Source organism: Halobacillus sp. ABR2_026 (genome assembly GCF_056158545.1).
In genome coordinates this window covers 3,160,782-3,184,047 of the sequence record NZ_JBSWTM010000001.1, presented here as the reverse complement: position 1 = coordinate 3,184,047, position 23,266 = coordinate 3,160,782, and the positions used below count along the sequence as shown (strand labels likewise).

The window sequence follows — 23,266 nt, the reverse complement described above, 5'->3', positions numbered from 1 at the left end:
AATGAGCCAACTATAAAAATGAGGAACTTCCATAAAATTAGAAGTTCCTCATTTGCAGTAATATCAACACTAAACTTTAACAGAGCCTTCATTAAAAATGGGAACGGTGGAAAAGAAGGGTTTCCTTCTCGGAAGGTACCCTATAGGAAATAAACAATCCCTTGCGCTAATTCAAATTATATACAGGAAAAGAGTCTGTATTATATTCGAGATTTAATTTTACAAATTGTGGTATATAACCCATAACATTGAAAGGAGTTGGAGACATGGACTTTAAACAACCTGCCGGGTTTTGGCCGAGGTTTGGGGCGAGGTTGCTGGATAGTGCCATTCTCGGAATAACTATCAGCCTGCTTTCATTAGTGATCTTTGGAGAGGTCTCCAGAGACTATCCGTACTTAAATGTAATGAATATGGTTTATTTCGTGGTGCTTCCCATTGTATGGCACGGCTATACGATTGGTAAGAAGGCAGCGGGTGTCCGTATTGTACAAAAGAACGGACAGGAAGCGGGAGTAGGACGCCTGCTGGCGAGGGAAGTGGTCGGTTCACTCATCTATGCGTTCACGCTTGGAATCGCTCTGATCGTCAGTGCTTTTATGGTAGGTATGCGTGAGGATAAGCGTGCGATTCATGACATGATTGCCGGTACTTATGTAACCAAGCTGACGCCTGATGCTTCTTCGCAACAGACAGTGGAAGGAAAACATGCATAAAAAATGCGTCCCAAAAGGGACGCTTTTTTTATGGAGCGTTTTTTCTCAGGTTTCATCCTGCCTTCCGAAGTAAGGATACTGACTGAGGTTTAAGGAATGGATGCCATAGTATTCCTTCAGGGATATGGCGATCCCGCCAAGAGCACAGGCATTTTTCCCGAAGGAGGAGGTTACGATCTCCTTGTAATTGTTCATCCTGGAATTCAATCGCTTTTTCAGCGAGGTGAGCAGGTGATTGTTCTGATGCATGAACTCGCTGTTAATGATCAGGATTTCAGGGTTGAAAATATTTATGATGTTGTTCAGTCCGACCGCCATGTAATCCAGGAATTCCTCAATGATGGAAGCGTCCTGAATGGCTTCAAAATCAAAGTCATCCGTGAAGCTGTTCATGTACCCTTTCTCCAGAAGCGTTTTCCGGAGAGCATGTTCGGAGGCATATAATTCCCAGCATCCTTTGTTGCCACAGCTGCACTGGCGCCCGTTCCGCTCAACGATCATATGTCCAATTTCCCCGGCGAATCCTTGACTTCCTTTGTAAATTTCATTGCCTTCGAGAATCCCGAGTCCGATGCCGGAGTACATCGTAATGCTGAATAAATCTTCCATCGGAAAGTTGTACACTTGTTCTGCATATACGGTCAAATTGGCGTTGTTATCAATATGGATCGGTACATCAAAGTGCTGCTCAAACTCTTCTTTCATGTTGATGTTATTCCATTGTACTTTCGGGGTGAAAACAATGGTGTGGTCACTGTTGACGATGCCGTGGATCCCGATCCCGATACCTGTCAGACCTTTTGGTGAGTCGGATACTTGATGTTCCTTAAGCACTTCGTGAACTTTTCCGACGACTTTCAGGATGTTTTTACAAACTTCTTCTTCATCGGTCTGCACTTGGTAATGGGCGAGTGGTTTACCCAGCAGGTTGGCGATATGGATTTGCGTTTGAGGCATGTCAAAGTCAATTCCGATCGTGTAGCCTGCTTCTTCATTCATTTGGAGGAGAATCGGTTTTCTCCCCCCATAGGAAACTTCAGATGGCCGTTCGATGATCAGCTGTTCCTCCATCATATGATTGATTTGGGAGGAAACGGTTGAGCGGTTCAATCCCGTCAACCGGGAGAGCTCGATTCTGGAAATCGATTGATGTTCAATGATGTTTTCTATTAAGATGCGTTTGTTTAACGCTTTAATATAAGTGGCATCTCCAGTACTCATATGTAACCCCTTTCAAAAAACTCTTGAAATTTAGTTTGGTTCCCTTTATTATATGATTAACAGTTTGTTGTGTAAACAAACAAAGTTTTGAAAACGCTTAAAAAAATGAGGGGAGAGGTTCAAGTGAGAAAGTTAGGTTTATGGTCCTTGTTGTTGATTGGTTCATTGCTTTTGCTTGCTGGTTGTGGAAGTTCCGACTCGGAAGCTTCAGGGGATGGAGATTCTGGAGGAGAAAGTCAGGAACTTCGTCTGGCTCACAACTTGAGTGAAGATCACCCGGTTCATAAGGCTCTTGAAAAATTTGCTTCTGGTGTTGATGAAAAGACGGACGGTAATGTTACGGTCAAGATTTTTGCAAATGGAGTTCTTGGAAGCGAGAAGGAAGTGCTGGAACAACTTCAAAGTGGTGCGATTGACATGACAAAAGTGAGCGCAGGTGCCCTTGAAAGTTTCTCCAATGAATATTCCGTTTTCTCTCTCCCTTACATTTTTGAAAGCAAAGATCATTATCGGACAGTGATGGAGTCTGACGTCGTGCAGGACATTTATCAATCGACAGAAGATAAGGGATTTGTCGGTCTGACATATTTCGATTCTGGAGCGCGCAGTTTTTATACAAAAGATACACCGATCCAGACGCCTGAAGATTTGAAAGGTTTGAAGATTCGCGTGATGGACAGTCCGACTGCAATCAAGATGGTTGAACTTCTTGGCGGTACGCCTACACCAATGCCTTATGGTGAAATTTACACAGCTCTTCAGCAGGGAGTCGTGGATGGGGCGGAAAGTAACCCGACAGCCTTAACGACAGGTAAACATGGGGAAGTTGCGAAAGCGTTCTCACGTAACGAACATACGATGATCCCGGATATTGCTATAGTAAGCAAGCAGACGTGGGATGGACTTTCTGATGACCAGAAGAAAGCCTTTGAGGAAGCTGCTCAGGAAGCAACAGAATATCATACTGAAATCTGGAACAAAGCGATCGAAGAAGCTGTATCTGAAGCTGAAGAAATGGGCGTTGAATTCAACGATGTGGACAAAGAGCCATTTATTGAAGCGGTACAGCCGATGCACGAAGAATTCATGGAGGATGACCGTATCGCTGAAATTATGGAACAGATTAAGAGTTTGAACGAATAAAACCAAAAGGTGCTCATAATTATGGGCACCTTCATCTTTAAGGGGGCGGAGATCTTGTTGTATCCAAAAATGACTGAAAAAAGACAAAAAAAGCCATTGGATGGTGTTTGGAAATTCCAGTTGGATCCAAACGGAGAAGGTGCCGGGGAAGGCTGGCCGACGCAAGGTCTTCCGGCCCCGATACATATGCCTGTTCCTTCAAGCTATAACGATATTACCACTTCAGAGGTGATACGCGACCACATAGGAGATGTCTGGTATGAAACGTCTACGTATGTACCATCTGAATGGATGAAAGAAAGGGTTATGCTTCGGTTCGGTGCGGTCGCCCATCATGCAGAAGTATGGGTGAACGGTCATTTTGTCGTGGAGAACCATAATGGATTTCTTCCGTTTGAGGTGGATGTCCGTCCCTTTGTGTACGAGGAAAAGATGAACCGGATTGTTGTGAAAGTGAACAATGAACTGTCATGGGAGATGCTCCCACCAGGAGAAGTGATGGAGGAAACCAAGAAAAATGGGGAGAAAAGCAGAACGCTCCATCAGCAGCATGATTTCTTCAATTATGCGGGGATCCATCGATCTGTCGCTCTTTATACAACTCCAAATACGTATATTCATTCGCTTCACATTGGTACCGATTTCAATGGCGATGCCGGGAAGGTTTCAGTGGAAACAGGGATCCCATCTGCCTTTTATTCGCTGAAAGATAAGCATGGGAGTGTCGTAGCTGAAGCAGAAGGAGCACGTGTTGAACTCCACGTTCCTCATGCCGAACTTTGGAGTCCTGAGCATCCGTATTTATACAGGCTGGATGTTTATCTCAAAGATGAGAACAAAGCAGTGGTGGATCATTATTATACGAGTGTGGGAATCCGGACGATTGAAGTGGAAGACGGCCGGTTGTGGTTGAATGGCTCACAGATTTACTTGAAGGGTTTCGGCAAGCATGAAGATTCAATCCTGAGGGGCAAAGGATATGACCCGGTGACAGATTTGCGTGATATGTATCTAATGAAGGAAACCGGGGCGAATTCATTCCGCACCGCTCATTATCCTTACGCAGAAGAGGTGTTACAAACGGCGGATGAACTGGGCTTTCTCGTGATCGATGAAACGTCTGCTGTTGGATTGTTGAGCCAGGGAGTCCCTGCTACAGGGGCCTTAGAACCTGTCTTCAGCAATGGGAAGATTTCGGAACGGTTGAAAGAGTACCATTTGGATACACTTCGGCGCTTGATTGAACGGGACCGCAATCATCCATCGGTCATTATGTGGTCGCTTTCCAATGAAGCCTCCACGATGGAGCCGGAAGCAGAAGATTACTATCGGACATTGGTGGAAACGGTGCGGGCGCTTGATGACCGGCCGATCATGAATGTGAACTTGATGCTGATCGAACCGGAAAAATGCTTTGTATCGAAGCTTGTAGATGTGATCGGCTTGAATGTATATTTTGGCTGGTATTCGACCCCCGGGGATTTGAAAACAGGGGCCGAGGACTTGCAAGATTACTTGGAAAGATGGACACAAACCCACGAACAGCCATTGGTCATCACAGAATATGGGGTTGATACGATCCCAGGGCTGCATAAAGTGCCAGCAGTCATGTTCACTGAAGAATTTCAAGTCCAGTTTTTGGAGACGTACCATGCGTCATTTGATCAATTTCCAAAAGTGATCGGGGAACAGGTATGGAACTTTGCAGACTTCTTGACAAAGCAGGATACCGTACGGGTGGACGGTAACAAAAAAGGAATTTTCACCCGAGATCGCCAGCCAAAAATGGCTCAATCGACTTTGCAAAAGAGATGGAAAAGCCCGCTGAGGGAGGAAATGTAAATGGTAGCAACAATAAAAAAAGTGCTGGATCGCACAATTATGGCCGTCACGACCGTGTTTACAGCTGTGTTGGTCGTCGGAGCGATCTGGCAGGTCGTCAGCCGGTATTTCTTCAATGCTCCTAGTACCGTGACCGGTGAACTGCTCAGATTTTTGTTAGTTTGGACAGCGATTTTGGGAGCGACCTATGCGTTCGGTTCCAATCAGCACCTGGCTATCACTTTTTTGAAGAACAAGTTCAAAGGAAAAAGTCGTCTTGGAGTAAGGATTGTCAATGATCTATTCATCTTCGCTTTTGCGATTCTGATCATGATCAAAGGCGGGATGGAAGTGGTCAACATTACGATGACACAGACAACCCCGATTCTGAACATTCCGATGGGGGTCGTCTATTCGATTCTGCCGATCTGCGGGGTGCTTGTCGTCCTTTATAAACTGCTGCTGATCAAAGAATATCAAGAAGAACTCAGGATTGGAAAGGAGGGGTAACGGATGGACATGGCATTACAGGCTTCACTTATTTTGTTCGGTGTCTTCTTTTTATTACTCGCGCTCGGGGTGCCGATTTCCGTCGGGATCGGGGTCGCTTCTTTTATTACGGCTCTAAGTGTCGTGCCTTTTGATGTTGCTGTATTTACAGCTGCACAAAAGATGGTCCAGGGCATCAACAGTTTTGCTCTGCTCGCCGTTATCTTCTTCATTCTTTCCGGAAGCATCATGAATAATGGCGGAATCGCTATCCGGCTGATCAATTTAGCGAAGTTGATCGGTGGTCGTCTTCCTGGTTCTCTTGCGCATACGAATGTGGTGGGGAATATGTTATTCGGTTCAATTTCAGGTTCTGCGGTTGCGTCAGCTGCTGCCATCGGTCGAGTGATGGGGCCGCTGCAGGCGAAAGAAGGGTATGATCGTTCCTATTCTGCAGCTGTGAATATCGCTTCTGCACCAGCCGGACTGTTAATCCCTCCTAGTGGTGTCTTGATCCTCTATTCTCTTGTCAGTGGAGGAACATCCATATCAGCGCTGTTCATGGCTGGTTACCTCCCGGGTATATTGATGGGACTAGCCATTATGATCGTTGCTTATTTCATTGCGAAAAAACAGTCGTACCCGGTGGCGGAACGTCCGACGTTCCAGCAAGGTCTCAAAGTCGTTTTGGATGCGATTCCGAGTCTATTGCTGATTGTTATCGTCATTGGCGGGATTGTCGCTGGAATTTTCACCGCAACAGAAGGTGCAGCAGTCGCTGTACTGTATTCGATCATTCTGGCTGCCATATATCGTGAAATTAAATGGAAAGACATTCCGGATATTCTAAGAGAGACGGTCGTCATGACAGGAATTGTCCTGTTCCTTGTGGGTGCATCTTCCATTATGTCTTGGGTCATGGCTTTTACAGGGATTCCGACTGCAATCAGTGACATGCTGCTGCAAGCATCTGAGAACCCGATTGTCATTCTGCTTATTATGAACATCATCTTGCTCATCATCGGAACATTCATGGATTTGACACCGGCGGTGCTGATCTTCACCCCGATTTTCCTGCCGATTGCTTTACAGCTGGGAATGGATCCGGTTCATTTCGGAATTGTTCTCGTCTTCAATTTGTGTATAGGGATCATGACGCCTCCGGTTGGCAGTGCATTGTTTGTCGGCTGCAGTGTGGCGGATGTGTCGATAGAATCGGTGCTCAAACCATTGACGCGTATGTTCGTTGCTTTGATTATCGCTCTGCTTCTCGTTACCTATATCCCATGGATCAGTCTCGCTCTGCCGGAATTGTTCGGACTATTGTAAATGAAAAAGGAGTGTTCTCATGATTACCCAGTTAGCGTTCACATGGACAGATGGCCGCAACAACCGTGTAACCTTTGAATCTACTAATGAAAAAATTTCTCTACACGTTTTAGAGGAAGATGTTTTCCGGGTCCATCATCACACAGGTGAAGATCTGGATGAAAGAAAAACGTGGGCGATTGCCCCGGGAATGGAAGATGTCCCGTTTGAAGGAAGAGACAGGGAGGACGTAACAGCTTTTTCTCTTCCTTCCTATGAAACCATTGAGAAAGAGAGTCAGCTTCATATCTATACCTCTAAATTGATGGCTGTGGTCAACCTTCAAGGTTTCCATATCGATTGGTTTGAAAAAAAGGAAGAAGAATGGCGGAAAGTTGCAGGGGATCGGAAAACGCAGAGCTACAATTTTGGCCAACAGCTCGGAGAAGGAGTCTTCCATTATATGGAGAGGGATCCTGCTGATCGTTATTATGGACTGGGCGAAAAAAGCGGGGAGATGGACCGGCACCATAAACGGTATCAAATGCGGACCATTGATGCGATGGGCTACGATGCTGAACGGACGGACCCTCTTTACAAACACATCCCTTTCTTTATCGTTCAGTCACCAAAAACGAATACCGCTTACGGGATGTATTATGACAATTATTCCGACAGTATATTCGACATGGGGGCGGAGCTGGATAACTATCATGGGCTCTACCGCTACTATCAGTCGAAATCAGGGACGCTCGATTACTATTTCATCCTCGGTCCTTCGGTGAAAAACGTCGTTCAGACCTATACGTGGATGACAGGGAAAATGATCCTTCCGCCAAAATGGAGCCTCGGATATTCGGGTTCGACGATGACTTATACAGACGCTCCTGATGCCCAGGAACAGCTTAAAAAGTTCGTGGATGCGTGCAGAGAATACGATATCCCCTGTGATTCTTTTCAGCTGTCTTCCGGCTATACGTCTATCGGCGATAAGCGCTACGTCTTTCATTGGAACCGCTCCAAAGTGCCTGATCCTGAAGGGATGAATGACTATTTCCATCATAACGGGATTCAAGTATGTGCCAATATAAAGCCGGTGCTGTTGACCGACCACCCAGAGTATGAAAAAGCGGCTCAAGAGAAGATGTTCATTACAGACGAGTCGGGCGAATCCCCTGAGATCTCCCAGTTCTGGGATGCGGTTGGTTCTTATTTGGATTATACCAATCCGACGGCTGTCCAGTGGTGGAAAGACCAGGTCAAGGATGCCCTCCTGCGATTTGGGATTGATTCCACTTGGAACGATAACAATGAATATGAAGTGTGGGACGAACGAGCGCTGGCCTTTGGGTTCGGTGAGCCGCTGTCCGTATCGAAGATCAAGCCCATTCAGACCTTGCTCATGATGAAAGCTTCACTTGAAGCCCAGCAGGAATACGATAGGAACCGCCGTCCTTATCTCATTTCACGCTCCGGTGGTCCGGGTATGCAGCGTTATGTGCAAACATGGTCGGGTGATAATTACACGGAATGGAAAACCATCCGGTACAACTTGAAGATGGGTCTCAGCCTGAGCTTGTCCGGGGTTTACAATTTCGGTCATGACGTCGGTGGTTTTTCAGGAAAAGCCCCAGAACCGGAGCTGTTGATCAGATGGATTCAGAACGGCATTTTTCATCCGCGGTTTACGATCCATTCCTGGAATGAAGACCAGACGGTGAACGTGCCGTGGATGTATCCGGAATATATGGAGACCATTCGCTACTGGATGAAAGAACGTGTCAAATGGATGCCTTATTTCTATCATTTGTTATATAAAGCGCATGAGCAGCAGAAGCCTGTCCTAACACCGACGTTCTACCATTTTGAGGCGGATGAAAAAACTTACCAGGAAAATGATGATTTTATGGTCGGGGAAGAATTGCTGGTCGCAAACGTCATGGAAAAAGGACAGACGACAAGAGAAGTCTATCTTCCTGAGAATGACCGGGGCTGGTACGACATGAATACAAATACCTGGTATGACGGCGGGCAGACGGTGACGATGGAGGCGGACCTTCATCAAGTTCCATTGTTCGCCCAAGGGGGAGCCGTTTTTCCGATCAGGGATGGAGAAATTTCCTATAAACATAAAGGAGACGTTGAACGGGGACTGCTCCTTTATCCAGCAAGAGGAGAGCACTCATCTTTGAAGTCATTTTATGACGATGATGGAGAAACGATGGCCTACGAAAACAATGTAGCAAGCTGGCTGACGGTTTTGATAGAAACAGATGCAGAAGAAATAAACGTTCATCTCAGCATGAACGGGACTTACCAGCCTGAGTATGAAAAGGTGCGCATCTATTTCCCGGAAAATGAAACAAGGACGATCATCGTAAACGGCACTCATTTGAGGGAGAGCTATACAGATGTGCTTGTCCAAGATATTAAGGAAGGTGATGGCGATGAGTGAATTTATGACGGAAGATTTTTTGTTAACCAACGATTTTGCGAAAACTTTGTATCATGATTATGCGAAAGACCTTCCTATCATCGATTTTCATAACCATCTTCCGCCCGATGAAATCGCCGGAAATGTCACGTTCAACACGCTGACAGATATTTGGCTTGGGGGAGACCATTACAAATGGCGCTTGATGAGAGCGAACGGAATCGATGAACACTATGTTACAGGGGACGCGACGGCTAAAGAGAAGTTCAAAGCATGGGCGGAAACCGTTCCGAATACACTCGGTAACCCGCTCTTCCATTGGACGCATATGGAATTGAAAAGATACTTCGGGATCGATGACTATCTCAATTCTGAATCCGCGGACCGCATATGGGAGTCGGCCAATGAACAACTTCAGCATATGTCCACTCAGCATCTTTTGAGAAGAGATAAGGTGGAGTTCGTAGGGACGACGGATGACCCGACGGACAATCTCGCTTTTCATAAACAGTTGATGGATGAGGGGCATTCTTTTCAAGTCGCCCCCTCATTCAGACCGGATCCAGGTATGAAAATTGAAAAAGATGAATTTTCACAATGGCTGGAGAAGCTTGGCCATGTCACAGGGGCTGAGATTGAAACGTATGAAGACTTTCTTACAGCTTTGGCTGCACGGATCGAGTATTTCGACCAGCATGGATGCAAAGCCGCCGACCACGGCATTGATGAGATGTTTTATGCCAGGACAGATGAAAAAGAGGTCGCCGGTATTTTTGCCAAAAAGAGGCGCGGGGAGCATGTCACAGCTTTGGAAGTTGAAAAATATAAAACGTACACGCTGCGTTTCCTTGCTTCCCACTATCAGAAAAAAGGCTGGGTCATGCAGCTCCATATCGGGGCGATGCGTAACAATAATACGAAGATGTTTGAAAAAGTGGGCAGGGATGCGGGCTATGATTCACCCGGCGACCAGCCGCTGGCGAAGCCTCTATCCGCGATGCTCGATTCGATTGAGTATGAGAGCGGATTGCCGAAAACGATCCTCTATTGTCTCAACCCCGGGGACTATTATGCTCTTGCGACGATTGCAGGGAATCATCAGGATGGCAGTCGTGCCGGTAAGATTCAATTCGGGACCGCCTGGTGGTTCAATGATCATATCGATGGGATGGAAAATCAAATGAAAATCCTGGGGAACGTTGGACTTATTAAACATTTCGTCGGAATGCTGACCGATTCCCGGTCCTTCCTGTCCTTTTCACGGCATGAATATTTCAGGAGAATCCTCTGCAACATGTTCGGCACGTGGGCGGCAGAAGGAAAAGTGCCGCCAGACCGCGAATGGCTCGGGACCTATGTGAAAGATATCTCTTATTATAATGCGAAAGAATACTTCGGATTAAAGAACGGGGTGACGTTATGAAAATGAGTTTCCGCTGGTATGGACAAGACGATCCAGTCACATTGGAGCAGGTCAAGCAAATTCCTCAGATGAAAGGGATTGTTTCTGCGATTTATGATATCCCGGCTGGTGAAGTGTGGCCGCTTGAAAGAATTGAAGAATTAAAAGAAGTCGTTGAAGCGGCAGGACTCGAGCTTACCGTCATCGAAAGTGTTCCTGTCCATGAAGATATCAAGCTGGGACGACCGACGCGTGATCATTACATTTCCAATTATCAACAGACGCTGCAGAACCTTGGGAAATCCGGGGTTTCTACCGTCTGCTATAATTTTATGCCCGTCTTTGATTGGACAAGGACGAGCTTGACAGAGCCCCTATCCGACGGTTCTCATTCGCTCGCTTATAAGGAAGACACTGCCCAGCGTTTGAATCCTTTGGACGGTTCCTTGACGCTCCCGGGCTGGGATTTATCCTATCAATCTACTGAATTGCAGACGATTATGGAGGAATACCGAAAGATAGATGAAGAGCAACTGCTGGAACATCTTTTTTATTTCTTAGAAAAGGTCATTCCAGTCGCTGAGCAGGCAGACGTGAACATGGCGATCCATCCAGATGATCCCCCTTGGAACATCTTCGGTCTACCGAGGGTCGTGACCAATCAAAAGAATATCGAACGGATTCTTGCACGTGTAGACAGTCCGCGTCATGGCTTGACGTTCTGCTCCGGATCCTTCGGGGCGAGTGATGCGAATGATCTGCTGCAAATCATCGAGGCTGCAAAAGGTCGTATTCACTTCGTCCATGCGCGAAACGTCAAGTGGACAGGTGAACGCTCTTTCCAGGAATCCTCCCACTCGATTCATGAAGGATCACTGCCGATGGTCGATATCATTGGAAAACTGATCGACAACGGGTATGAGGGTCCCATCCGCCCTGATCACGGACGGATGATTTGGGGAGAAGAGGGCCGTCCCGGGTATGGTTTGTATGACCGGGCTCTCGGTGCGACATATTTGAACGGCATCATCGATACGTGGAAGTTGAATTTAAGAACGGAGGGAAAAGATGAAGCTGCCATTTCAAGTAGATCTCAGCGATAAAGTAGCAGTGGTAACAGGGGGGAGCGGAGTCTTAGGTTCCGTTCTCAGCCGGACACTTGCTCAATGTGGAGCAAAGGTGGCTGTCCTTGCCCGAAATCAGGAAAAAATTGATCAGGTTGTTACATCCATAACGGAAGATGGAGGAACGGCCGAAGGCTTCAGTGTCGATGTTCTGGATTCTGCCTGTCTTCATGAGGTGAAGAAGAGCATTAACGAAACGTGGGGAGACGTGGATATCCTCATCAATGGTGCAGGGGGGAACCATCCGAAAGCAACAACAAGCGGCGAGTATTTTACCGGGGATGCTGAAGAATCACAATCCTTTTTTGACTTATCGCCAAACGCCGTTGATGATCTGTTCCGTCTCAACTTTTCAGGGACGCTTGTTCCGACGCAGGTGTTTGCCAAGGATATGCCGGGACATGTCGGCAGCACGATCATTAACGTATCATCGATGAACGCATTCACACCGTTGACCAAAATTCCTGCCTACAGTGGAGCGAAAGCGGCGGTCAGTAATTTCACCCAGTGGCTCGCTGTCCATTTTTCCAAGGTGGGCATCCGTGTCAATGCTTTAGCCCCAGGGTTCTTTCTTACCGACCAGAACCGGAACCTGCTTCTCAATGAAGAGGGCGAGTATTCGGAACGCGCCGAGAAAATCTTGACCCAGACACCGATGGACCGATTCGGCGAGGCGGAAGAGCTTGCCGGGACGCTCCTCTGGCTGGTCGATCACCAATCGTCAAGCTTCGTGAATGGAATCGTCGTCCCAGTCGACGGTGGTTTTTCCGCATATTCCGGAGTATAAGGAGGAAACGAGATGAAAAAACTTGAGGTTTATCAGCAATTATTAAACAGCAAACTGACTGTGGTCGTCCGGGGAAATTCTCCAGAGGAGGCGATTGAAACCGCTGAAGCGTGCATAAAAGGCGGCATTAAAAGTCTGGAGTTCACCTTCACCATCCCACAGGCTGAAACAGTCATCCGGCATTTTTCCAATCGTGAAGGACTGATAATAGGAGCAGGGTCTGTTCTAGATTCTGAAACGGCTAAACTCGCGGTTCATTCAGGAGCGGCATTTATTGTCGGACCGAATTTCAGTAAAGAAACGGCACGGCTATGTAATCGGTATCAAATTCCTTATATTCCCGGCTGCATGACCGTGAATGAAACGATTGAAGCCCTTGAACATGGCTCATCCATAGTGAAGCTGTTTCCCGGGCAGGCGTTCAGCCCATCGCATATCAAAGCGGTCAAAGGGCCCGTGCCCCAAGTGGAAATCATGCCGACGGGCGGGGTGAATTTGGATAACATCCAGGAATGGTTCAGAAATGGAGCGGTCCATGTGGGTGTAGGAGGAGACATTACCAAACCTGCCGCGCAAGGGAATTATGAAGCTATTACGGCAAATGCGAAGTTGTTTGTCGAGGCAGTTGAAGAGGTGTTCGTATGAGTAGAATCGTAGTACTTGGAGAACCGATGATGAGAATGACGCCTCCATCTTTTCAAAGAGTGAAAGAGTCGAAAGAATTCCAGGCTACAATCGGAGGCGCAGAACTCAATACGGGTGTAAGTCTGGCAAACTTCCATCATGAGGTCTCGCTTATGGGGGCCCTTCCTGCTAATGACATCGGGGAAAACGTGCGGACGTTCTTACGCAAGCAAAACGTCAGCGATCGCTTCGTGAAAAGGGAAGAAGGGCGTCTTGGCATTTATTTTGTCGAGGAAGGATACGGCCCGCGTTCCGCAAAGGTGACCTATGATCGTGCCTATTCTTCGTTTTTGAAGACAGCTGAACAAGAATGGGAGTGGGATGAACTCTTCCAAACCTGTGATGTGTTCCATGTATCAGGAATTACACCTGCGCTCTCCTCAAAAATGAGGGACTTTACAATCCAGGCGGTAAGGGAAGCGAAGCACAGAAACGTTCGTGTTAGTTTCGATTGTAATTACCGAAGCAAGCTTTGGGGTGAAGATGAAGCCAAGCACGCGTTTGAGCAGATCCTTCCTTACGTGGACATCTGTTTCGCGGGGCAGAAGGACTTCACTCACCTGCTCGGTAAAGGACCGAAGGAAGACTTCCATCCTCATTTGTTGGAAAAGTACTTCAAACAGGCAGCCAGCGAGTATGATATCTCCATGTTCGCCTGTACCAATCGAGAAGTGGCCGATGCCCAGCACCACCACCTGCAGGGCTTTTTATATCAAAACGGAAGGCTCTTAGAAAGCCGCAAACATTCCATCCAGGTTCTTGACCGAATCGGCGGCGGTGACAGTTTTGCGGCCGGAATTCTGCATGGCCTGCTTGAAGAATTGGATCCTGTATCGATCCTTGATTTCGGCATGGCTTCGAGTGTTCTGAAACATACCGTCAAAGGGGACCATTCCACCTTTACTGAAGATGAAGTGTTTCAGTTCATGCATGCCCATCTGCAGGATGTTAACCGTTAAATAAAAAAGTCATGGAAGAGTTTTTCTTCCATGACTTTTTTGTATTCTTTTACTTGTAAATCAACACTTGGCCAACTGTGCCATCTTCGCTTTGACCGGTGACTCTGAACTTCAGTCCATATTCCGGAACATTACGTCCCGCATCTACGAGACCTTTATTGGAATAATCCTCATCATCATCAAAAAGCGGTGTGCGTTTCGTGTAGTTATCTTTCATCGTTACGCCAAGCAGATCACGGTAATCGAGGTACATTTTTTCGGATTTATCAAGGCTGAAGGCAGCATCGTGAACCTGGTAGCGGGTCAGACCAACACTTCCATCACTCCATTTGTTCACACGCTGATCGGCATCCACGACTCCGACAAATCCATCCCCAGGATGAATCCCGGTCCAGTTTTCCGAGTATTTCTTATCCACGTACCAAACAACAAGTCCATCATCGAAGGTCATCAGGCTGTCTCCGCGGCGAATGTTCGCTAGACCTTCATCGACACCGTTGTGACTGCGCCATTCAAGAAGGTAATAGTGATCGGAACGTTTCACTCCATCATCTTTTGTGAACCCGTCAAGGCTGAATTTAGCTTCGCCTTCAACGTCATCAAGCCATACTTCTTCTCCATCAACTACGATAGATAGATCATCCGCATAAAGCCCTGGGTTCGATACAGCAGCATCTGTTACGTATTCGATGGCTACTTCAACTTCCTGACCTGCGTAGGCTGAAAGGTCAAAAGAAGCGTCAATCCATCCGTCAGAGCTTCCAGTGATGCCGTTTCCAAGGTTAGAACCATAAGGGTTTGTGTTTGTTGTGATATCACTTGCTATCGACTCACCATCAACAGTCACGTATGCATAATCCCAGTCTGTTTCAATATCGTACCAAGTCTTGAAGTTGAATTCAGCACTGTCGGCGTCTGTTAAATCTATTGTGGTAGATAGATAGTTGTGCAAATCATCGGCACTACCGGAGAAGTACTCATACTCACCACTAGCGGGTTCATTAATGACCGTTGCTTTTTGAGGTAAATGGACCTTTACAACATCATTGTTCTTACCTTTGGTATTAGCTTCATCCAAAAGGAATTCCATACCTTTTTCATTCACATCTTCTACATTTACTTCAGTTCCGGTTAACCAATTTCCTTTGGTCCCTTCGTTATCTACGACAGCAGACGCTTGCAGCATTTCTTTCATATAAGGACTGAATCCTGTCGGCATAGTACCCGGAATATCCCCCGCCCAGCTTCCGCTCGACATGATCGACCAGTAGCTGACTGGCTCTCCCTGACCGGTATACTGGGTATCATACTCATCCGGAAGACCAAGGTCATGTCCGAATTCGTGCGCCATGACACCTACAGCACCGTCTTCGGGCTCAATTGTGTAATCATAGGCAGCCATGGCACCGTCCCAGTAATCGACAGTGGCTGTTGTGTCTGAAATTGGAGTCACTCCTCCAAGATTCCAACGGTGGGACCAGATGGCATCAGAACCTAGGGAACCTCCCCCAGCTTCTTCTCCAACGCCGGAGTGGATAACCATCAGGTGATCGACGAGTCCATCGGCTTCGAGGTAGTTACCGTCGCCATCCAGGTCGTAGCGATCCCATTGGTCATAGTCGGAAATATTAACATCCGGGTCTTGAGATGCTGCTTCAAGAGCTTCCTTGACCAGACCGCGGGCATTGACATCACTGCCATCTTCTGTTGGATAGTTTCCTCCATAGGCTGCTGCAGGCTGGCTGGCCGTGTACCAGCCGGCGACTTCGCCTTCCACAGAATAACTTCCCCCAGACTGCTGTTCATAATACTGTTTCATCGATACATAGTTTTTTCCGTCCGGTCCTGTCCAGCCACCTGTACCGAATAGCATATCCTGATAATGGTCACGGGAGTAAGCATCTTCGCCTTCGTAATACATGTCTGTTTCATCGGCAGTCATAGAATTATGTGGTTTATCAGGGTAGTCGACGAGAAGGACGAGGACTTTGTCTGTACGCATTTCTCCATCGTAAGCTTCTTCCTTAACACCATCAGGCGTGTCTGCCTGTCCAAGTTTGTTACCTTTGCCCTTGGTCAGGCTGTTATTTTCCATCGCTTTTTTTAGTTTTTTCTTTGTATCTGCTTCTTCATCAGAGAACTGGCCTTTTGCTTTTTCAGCTGAAGCCTGTTTTGATTCCAGGAACTTTTTCAATCCTTTTTCAGCCTCGTCAGGTGAAGCATCATTGGCAATCTTTCCGCTCTTCTTCAACATCTCGATCAACCGTTCATCATTGGCGATTGCCCCATCAAAAGGCATCCCTGTAGAAGAATGGTTATGAGTTTTATGTACGTTCTCATGACCTGAGGACGGCATGTCGATGGCACTTGCGCTCATAGGCCCCACCGTTAGGGCTAAAGCTAAGGCAGATGTTACAATCTTTGACGTTTTCTTCAATAAAATGACCCCTTTCTTTCGAAACCTTTTTTATCCTACATTTTCTAATTTATCAAAAGAAGGGGAATAATCAATATTATGTACTGAATTTTCAGAAAAATAAGAAAAAAAGACTACAGCTCTTTCGGAGCCATAGTCTATGCTAACTATTTTTCTATGCCGGAAAGCGAACTTGCTTATTCCCTTATTTTCAATTGCTGTCTGGCGAAGTCTTTATAAAGGGTGTGCGTTTGATAGAGTTCTTCATGTGTCCCGGTTCCTGTTACTTTTCCTTTTTCCAGGAAAATGATCTTGTCCGCATCTACGATCGTGGACAAGCGGTGGGCAATCACCAGCGTCGTGCGCCCATTCATCAAGTTTTTCAAAGCCTGCTGAACGACAGTTTCTGATTGACTGTCGAGACTTGAGGTCGCCTCATCCAGCATGAGTACATTCGGGTTACGGAGCAGGGCGCGAGCGATGGCGACCCTTTGTCGTTGTCCGCCAGATAATTTAATTCCCCGTTCCCCGACTTCGGTGTCATACCCATGGGTCAATTCCTCGATGAAAGCATCGGCATAGGCCATTTTTGCAGCGGATCGGATGTCGTCCATCGACGGTTCTTCCTCCAACCCGTAGGTGAGATTATCTTTGATCGTCCCAGAATAAATCGGACTTTCCTGAGAAACGTAGCCAAGCATTCTCCGCCAGGACTCCAGCGGGTAATGATGAATAGGGGCAGAGCCGTAAAGAATCCGTCCTTCTTGAGGATAGTAAAATTGTTCAAATAAAGAAAACATCGTAGTCTTGCCACTCCCGCTTGGACCAACAATTGCTGTCACGTCCCCTTTTTCAGCTGTGAAGGAAACATCCTTCAGTATGGTTTCCTCATCCGTATAAGCAAACGATACGTTCTCCACGATTAGATCTTTGTCGTTGGCAGGAATAGGGTCGCCATTCTCCAAATCTTCACTTTCAAGATCCAAGATGGATAATACCTTCTCCGTAGCACCGACAGTTTTTTGGTACTGAGTGGCAAACGTCACGATTTGAGTAATTGGCATGATGATTTGGAACAAATAGATGAAGAAAGCGGCCAATTCACCAGCCGTCATGGCTCCGGAGCTTACTCGAATACCACCGAATCCGATGATGAGGACAAGGACAATAATAATCATGGAAGAGACGAGGGGTGACAACAATGCCTGGATGATCCCTTCCCGTAAACCAAGCCGGTATAGCTTTTGTATCCCGCTTTTCCCTTTGTTCCATTCTTTATGCTCAGCATTTGAAGCTTTCACCAGCCGGATCTCCGAAATGACTCTTGTTAAATTTGCAGAGAATCCAGCGGTTTCGGCCTGTAGATTACGAGATATGGAGGCCATTCTACGTCCAATGGGAATAAGAAAAAGAAGAGCGATTGGGATGATCGAGAACATGACGAGGGTTAGCGGCCAGTCCAGATAGAAGAGGATGATGATCGCCCCTGCAACGGATATGATTCCTGTGACGAAACCAGTGAAATGCTCCGTGATCAGGTTTTTAATGATGCCGGTGTCATTGGTCATCCGGCTGACAGCATCCCCCGTCTCATGTTCATCATAATAAGGAACAGGCAGGTGAAGAAGTTTACTCCATAGCTGTTCACGCAGGGATGCAATGATGTGCTGACCGACTTTAGCAAGGAAGTATACCGATACACCTCCCGCAATTGCTTGAATGAAAAAAGCAGTCGCCATTCCGATGATGACAGTGTGATTCAAATTTTCTAAATCAAAATTGTCAATCAACCGGCTGGCGAGCAGCGGAATCGCAAGGCCTGCCATGGTCGTCAACAAACTTAGAAACAAGGCTGTAGTGAAAATGAGTTTAGGCGGCCGTGTAGCTTTGATGAGTTGAAAAAGCTGTTTCCATTTTGGCTGCATATGTAAGGAACTCCTTAACTATTTTAGATTCATCTTCAGTATAGCGGATAGCGTTCTTGAATGGGGGACTATTGTTTTATAAATGTCTTTATGATTAAGATGTGCATTTAATTTTCTTACATCTTTCTTAAAGAACTTTTAAGGTGCTTATGTTAACAAATGTGACTTGGAACTTTAAAGTGTAAATGTGAGTTTGAAAGAATGGTATTAAAGTCACCTTTTAGATTGACACTTGACAAAGATATTGATATTATGAAAATGTTCTTAATAAAGAATGAACTTTGATGAATTTAGGAGGGGAACAATGAAAAAAGAATGGAAACAACCCTCGGTACAAACTCTTTATATTAATGAAACGATGAAGGGGGGAGGGGATTATGAACATATAAAAGATAAAATTGATGACATCTTAGACGATTGTTGGCCAGTTGATGGAATGGATAGCTAAGGTATATAAATGACACTTCCTTATATTTTATATATAAGGATTTTTTTTGAAGGTGGTGAAGGTCCTTGTATAAAGTTGTCAAAACAAAAAAACAGCAAAAAGACTTTGAACAAACGTGGGAGTATTTTTGCTGCAAATACCGCTGGTATAATGACCCGTACGCAATTGATGGTATACGTTATAATTTAATGGATAAGAAGAAAATAATAGGAACGGTGGAATTTATTCCTTATTTCCCTCATAGTAACTCAAGTACTGTGGAAGGTAAATCCTGTGACTTTTCAATGTTTCATAAATTCGCAGAAATAAATGGTAAAGTATGGGAAGTAGATAAACTTTGCCTTAAGGAAGAATACCAAAGAAAGGGTTATTTTGAACTGTTTATTAAAGTACTCTCTCACCATGTCACTAAGCATCAACCTCTCTATTATCTGGCCTATATAGAAAGTAAATTTTACCGTATGTTAAAAATAGAATATGGAATTCAGATTGAAGTATTAGGAAAACCATTAATTGAACACAATACTAAATTGCTACCTGTATCGATAACAGCATACGATCTTAATAATGTGTTAGAGGATATGAGAATTGTTAAATATAATAACTTTTTTCAAATTCTAAAGAGTCTATATACATCTATATTAAATAAAATACGACCTCTATTTTCTTTCACACAAAAAATTTGTAGAAAGTAGGCTGTACTTTAGTTTTTATATAATCTTTATAAAGTGAATTTAGCAATTTTTGTATTATAGTATTGACTTGTTCTTTATATAGAACTATACTGTTAAGTAATCATAGCTCGCCTAAAAGGAGCTAATTTTTTTCACTCTTCGTTCGTTATATATTATTTTCGTTATTAATTAAGAAAAGGTGGGTCTCATGAGAAAGAAAACATTGGTTTACGATGATTACATGTCCAAAGATATTAACATCAAAGAGTATTTTGATGTGTTAAGAGACCGCTTTTGGCTTATTGTTATCATTACCATCATCATGGGAGCTTTAGGATATGGCTACAGCCAAATGAATAATACATCTCTTTATCAAACGTCAACTAGAATTATTCTCGGCTCCAGTGAACAGGACATGGATATGAATACTTTAATGGTCATGATTAAAGATCCTATTATCATGAGTGAAGTACAAAAAGCTATTGGCATGGAAGGCTCACCTGAAGGGCTGGCAAATCGAATTGAAGTTTCCAGGATTGATGAATCACAAGTCGTATTAATCTCAGTTACAGATACGGATCCTGAACGAGCTGCTCAAATCGCAAACACAACAGCCAGTGTGTACAAAAGTAAAATTGTTGACCTCTTAAATTATGAGCAAGTTCAGCTCCTATCAGAAGCTGGTATTAATCCTGTTTCGATAAGTGGAAGCCAAAACCGCCCCATCTATATAGCTATCCTATTCGGACTAATTACTGGTGTTGGACTTGCCTACTTGCTGGATTCAATAGATGGAGCTGTTAAATCAAGAAAAGAAATTGAGGATATTTTAGATATCCCAGTTCTCGGTGAAATTTCTTATGTGAATCGGAAGAATTCGGTAATCAAGAAAGCTAAGAATGGTTCAAATAATATGGAAGTTAGAGGTGAATCTGTTGGTATTAAGCAAAATTAGAAAGCTGGCGAATAAAAACAAGAAACCACTGGTCACTTACACGAATCCTAATTCCATGATTGCAGAACAATTTCGTACCATTAGGACCAATATTCACTTTTTAACAGAACAAAACAATAGAAAGGTGTTCTTGATTACATCTCCTAATAAACAAGAAGGGACATCCACATCAATCGCTAACTTAGCAGTATCGATCGCTCAAAACAAAGAGAAAGTTCTCTTGATTGATGCGAACTTACGGAGACCCGCGTTACATCAACTATTTAAGACGTCTAACAGTATTGGGTTGACCAATGTTATAAATGGCAGTACAAAATTAAACGAAGCCATTGATCAAACGGGTATTGCTCATCTAGACCTATTAACAAGTGGAACGATCTCCCCTAACCCGTCGGACACCATAGGGGATTACCGGATGGAGAATCTTCTGAAGGAAGTCGGAGAAGCATATGATCTAGTCTTGATAGACACGCCACCTGTACTTAAATCAACCGAAACGAGAATTCTGGCCAGCCTCTGTGATGGTGTATTTATACTCTTGAACCGAGGTAAGACGAAAGTAGAGGAAGCGGAAGAATCGAAGAAGGTTATGGATCTTGCTCAAGCCAACGTCCTAGGCCTTTTATTGAACAATAACAAATAATTTACACCTAATCGTTCTTTATAAAGAATGTTCGTTTGTTAAAACGTGGTGATGTCTCCTAACCGATATCAAAGGAGGCACTCGGTCATGCTGTGGGTTACTGGAGAATCCATAACCTTAGACGCTAGTCGTCAGTGGTGTGGCGTGAGGGCGGGTTGAATGCCCATTATTTTCAAATTTTTAGAAGTAGGATTGATAAGGTCCTATTTCTAAAAACTTTGAAAATCCTACATAATCAATCATTCAACTAGATTTAGAATAAAGAAAGGGGCAAATATATGACGTATAGACAAAGAATGTCCTTATTCATATTCATTGATTCATGCATTATTCTCAGCTCAATTTTAATTAGTCGATTGTTAGTTACTTCTGAAGGCAATGCGCCTGTGTTACCGCTGGTCATAACTGTTACAGCCGTCCTTGTAAGCCACTTGTTTTTTGCTTACAAACTGAAGCTTTATCGAAAAGCCTGGGAATATGCAAGTATAGGGGAATTAATCCTTATATTAAAAACCGTGACATATTCCCTGTTAACTACAGTCGGTATTCATTTGCTTCTTTTCCAAATGGTGTTTCCAAGAGCAGTTGCGGTTATTTGGATGATGAATCTTTTAATCATTGGTGGTTCGCGCTTCATTTGGAGGATCTATCGTGATAATTATTTACTTCAGCCAAAAACACACAAAAGAACGTTGATTATAGGAGCAGGTGCTGCTGGAACGATGGTGGCAAGACAGCTGCAGAATAATCGTGATACGGATCTACTTCCTGTCGCTTTTATCGATGATAGCCCTAAAAAGCAACGCTTGGATATCTTTGGGATTCCCGTGGTTGGTGGAGTCAATCAAATACAAAAGTATGTGGAAAAGTTCGACGTGGAAAACATCATCATCGCTATCCCGTCCTTAAGTCGAAAGGGTATCCAAAATATTTTTAAGGAATGCGCCAAAACAAATGCTAAAACACAGATTTTACCGATGTTAGAAGATTTAGTGACTGGTAAAGTATCAGTGACACAGTTTCGGGATGTAAAAGTAGAGGACTTGTTAGGCCGTGATCCGGTTGATTTGGATATCAATCAGATTTCAGGTTATGTGTCAGGTCAAGTTATTCTTGTGACGGGAGCAGGAGGGTCCATTGGTTCTGAAATTTCCAGACAAATTGTGAAGTTCAAACCTAGACAATTGATTTTATTAGGTCATGGAGAAAATAGCATCCATGCCATTGAAATGGAGCTCAGGGAAATATACTCAGGCATGAACATCGACATTCGAACAGAAATCGCCGATATTCAAGATGATCAAAAAATCATGGAAATCTTTAACTCCTATCGTCCGGATGTCGTTTATCATGCAGCTGCACATAAGCATGTTCCTCTTATGGAACGCAATCCGGAAGAAGCCGTTAAGAATAATGTCATTGGAACGTTTAATGTTGCTAAGGCAGCTAGTTGGAGTAACGCTGAACGGTTTGTGATGATATCCTCCGATAAAGCCGTAAACCCAACTAGTGTGATGGGAGCCACCAAAAGATTGGCTGAAATTATTATTCAAAATATGAATAAAGTGAGTGAAACTAAATTTGTTGCGGTCCGCTTTGGTAACGTGCTTGGAAGCAGAGGAAGCGTGATTCCTATTTTTACAAAGCAAATTGAAAAAGGTGGCCCTGTCAAAGTCACCCACCCTGACATGGTTCGGTTTTTCATGACAATTCCTGAGGCATCCAGTCTTGTCATTCAAGCAGGGGCGCTAACACAAGGTGGGGAAATCTTCGTGCTTGATATGGGTGAGCCTGTGAAAATCGTCGATCTTGCTCAAAACTTAATCAAACTTTCTGGAAACAGTGTGGATGAAATTGGTGTTGAATTTACAGGTATTCGACCAGGTGAAAAATTATATGAAGAACTGCTAAAAGATGAAGAAGTTGAGAGGGAGCAAGTGTATCCGAAAATTCATCTGGGAAGAGCAACAGATATGGTCATGGATGATATTGAAGATCTGATAGAAAATTATCATCATTTAGATAAACACACGTTGAGAGAGCAGTTATTAAGCTTAGCAAATAATGAAGGATTGTCTCGACCAGGGTCTCCGGTTTCAATTACAAGTTGATAAAGG

At 44.7% G+C, this 23,266-nt stretch carries 19 protein-coding genes; 16 read left to right on the top strand and 3 right to left on the bottom strand.

Translation table 11 applies throughout. The features are described 5' to 3' along the window. The first annotated feature begins 266 nt into the window (after positions 1–266). On the top strand, positions 267–716 hold the full coding sequence (locus ACXADE_RS16425; RefSeq protein ID WP_474981505.1) for an RDD family protein: 450 nt from the start codon (positions 267–269) through the stop codon (positions 714–716). A 45-nt stretch (positions 717–761) separates the two neighbouring features. Here ACXADE_RS16425 and ACXADE_RS16420 read toward each other — a convergent pair whose 3' ends face one another. Then, complete coding sequence (locus ACXADE_RS16420; RefSeq protein ID WP_474981504.1) at positions 762–1,937, bottom strand: ROK family transcriptional regulator; 1,176 nt, start codon at positions 1,935–1,937, stop codon at positions 762–764. 123 nt (positions 1,938–2,060) lie between these two features. Between ACXADE_RS16420 and ACXADE_RS16415 the strand changes: the two genes are divergently transcribed. From ACXADE_RS16415 to ACXADE_RS16370, 10 genes are read left to right on the top strand one after another with little or no spacing between them, the layout of a single operon-like run. Next, entirely contained in the window at positions 2,061–3,080 is a 1,020-nt protein-coding gene (locus tag ACXADE_RS16415) for a TRAP transporter substrate-binding protein (protein WP_474981503.1), read from the top strand. Between the two features lie 54 nt (positions 3,081–3,134). Further along, a complete protein-coding gene (gene uidA, locus ACXADE_RS16410) occupies positions 3,135–4,922 on the top strand; it encodes a beta-glucuronidase (RefSeq protein WP_474981502.1) in 1,788 nt (595 codons plus the stop codon). Beyond that, positions 4,923–5,411 carry a TRAP transporter small permease gene (locus tag ACXADE_RS16405; protein WP_474981501.1) on the top strand — a complete coding sequence of 163 codons (489 nt, stop codon included), beginning with the start codon at positions 4,923–4,925 and terminating at the stop codon, positions 5,409–5,411. A 9-nt stretch (positions 5,412–5,420) separates the two neighbouring features. Further along, positions 5,421–6,719, top strand: a complete 1,299-nt coding sequence (locus tag ACXADE_RS16400) for a TRAP transporter large permease (protein ID WP_474982254.1) — start codon at positions 5,421–5,423, stop codon at positions 6,717–6,719. Between the two features lie 19 nt (positions 6,720–6,738). Continuing rightward, on the top strand, positions 6,739–9,153 hold the full coding sequence (locus ACXADE_RS16395; protein ID WP_474981500.1) for a glycoside hydrolase family 31 protein: 2,415 nt from the start codon (positions 6,739–6,741) through the stop codon (positions 9,151–9,153). Further along, complete coding sequence (uxaC, locus tag ACXADE_RS16390; RefSeq protein WP_474981499.1) at positions 9,146–10,555, top strand: glucuronate isomerase; 1,410 nt, start codon at positions 9,146–9,148, stop codon at positions 10,553–10,555. The genes ACXADE_RS16395 and uxaC overlap by 8 nt, the downstream gene beginning before the upstream one ends. Beyond that, complete coding sequence (locus ACXADE_RS16385; protein WP_474981498.1) at positions 10,552–11,637, top strand: mannonate dehydratase; 1,086 nt, start codon at positions 10,552–10,554, stop codon at positions 11,635–11,637. Before uxaC ends, ACXADE_RS16385 begins: the two co-directional genes overlap by 4 nt. After that, positions 11,603–12,445, top strand: coding sequence for an SDR family oxidoreductase (locus ACXADE_RS16380; RefSeq protein WP_474981497.1), 843 nt, complete (start codon positions 11,603–11,605; stop codon positions 12,443–12,445). Before ACXADE_RS16385 ends, ACXADE_RS16380 begins: the two co-directional genes overlap by 35 nt. Before the next feature lie 12 nt (positions 12,446–12,457). Continuing rightward, positions 12,458–13,090 (top strand): bifunctional 2-keto-4-hydroxyglutarate aldolase/2-keto-3-deoxy-6-phosphogluconate aldolase, encoded by a 633-nt coding sequence (locus tag ACXADE_RS16375; RefSeq protein ID WP_474981496.1) that lies wholly within the window; start codon positions 12,458–12,460, stop codon positions 13,088–13,090. Beyond that, entirely contained in the window at positions 13,087–14,088 is a 1,002-nt protein-coding gene (locus tag ACXADE_RS16370) for a sugar kinase (RefSeq protein WP_474981495.1), read from the top strand. The genes ACXADE_RS16375 and ACXADE_RS16370 overlap by 4 nt, the downstream gene beginning before the upstream one ends. Before the next feature lie 49 nt (positions 14,089–14,137). On the opposite strand, the gene ACXADE_RS16365 is transcribed toward ACXADE_RS16370, so the two are convergent. After that, positions 14,138–16,465: an immune inhibitor A domain-containing protein gene (locus ACXADE_RS16365; protein WP_474982253.1), complete on the bottom strand. Its 2,328-nt coding sequence runs from the start codon at positions 16,463–16,465 to the stop codon at positions 14,138–14,140. A 236-nt stretch (positions 16,466–16,701) separates the two neighbouring features. Beyond that, positions 16,702–18,429 (bottom strand): ABC transporter ATP-binding protein, encoded by a 1,728-nt coding sequence (locus ACXADE_RS16360; RefSeq protein WP_474981494.1) that lies wholly within the window; start codon positions 18,427–18,429, stop codon positions 16,702–16,704. Between the two features lie 304 nt (positions 18,430–18,733). On the opposite strand from ACXADE_RS16360, the gene ACXADE_RS16355 reads away from it, so the two are divergent. From ACXADE_RS16355 to ACXADE_RS16335, 5 genes are all read left to right on the top strand, one after another. Then, positions 18,734–18,877, top strand: coding sequence for a paeninodin family lasso peptide (locus ACXADE_RS16355; RefSeq protein ID WP_474981493.1), 144 nt, complete (start codon positions 18,734–18,736; stop codon positions 18,875–18,877). 65 nt (positions 18,878–18,942) lie between these two features. Next, on the top strand, positions 18,943–19,572 hold the full coding sequence (locus ACXADE_RS16350) for a hypothetical protein (protein WP_474981492.1): 630 nt from the start codon (positions 18,943–18,945) through the stop codon (positions 19,570–19,572). A gap of 187 nt (positions 19,573–19,759) precedes the next feature. Further along, positions 19,760–20,506 (top strand): YveK family protein, encoded by a 747-nt coding sequence (locus ACXADE_RS16345; RefSeq protein ID WP_474981491.1) that lies wholly within the window; start codon positions 19,760–19,762, stop codon positions 20,504–20,506. Then, complete coding sequence (locus ACXADE_RS16340; protein ID WP_474981490.1) at positions 20,487–21,149, top strand: CpsD/CapB family tyrosine-protein kinase; 663 nt, start codon at positions 20,487–20,489, stop codon at positions 21,147–21,149. The genes ACXADE_RS16345 and ACXADE_RS16340 overlap by 20 nt, the downstream gene beginning before the upstream one ends. A 278-nt stretch (positions 21,150–21,427) precedes the next feature. Beyond that, positions 21,428–23,260 (top strand): polysaccharide biosynthesis protein, encoded by a 1,833-nt coding sequence (locus ACXADE_RS16335; protein WP_474981489.1) that lies wholly within the window; start codon positions 21,428–21,430, stop codon positions 23,258–23,260. The last annotated feature ends 6 nt before the right edge of the window (positions 23,261–23,266 follow it).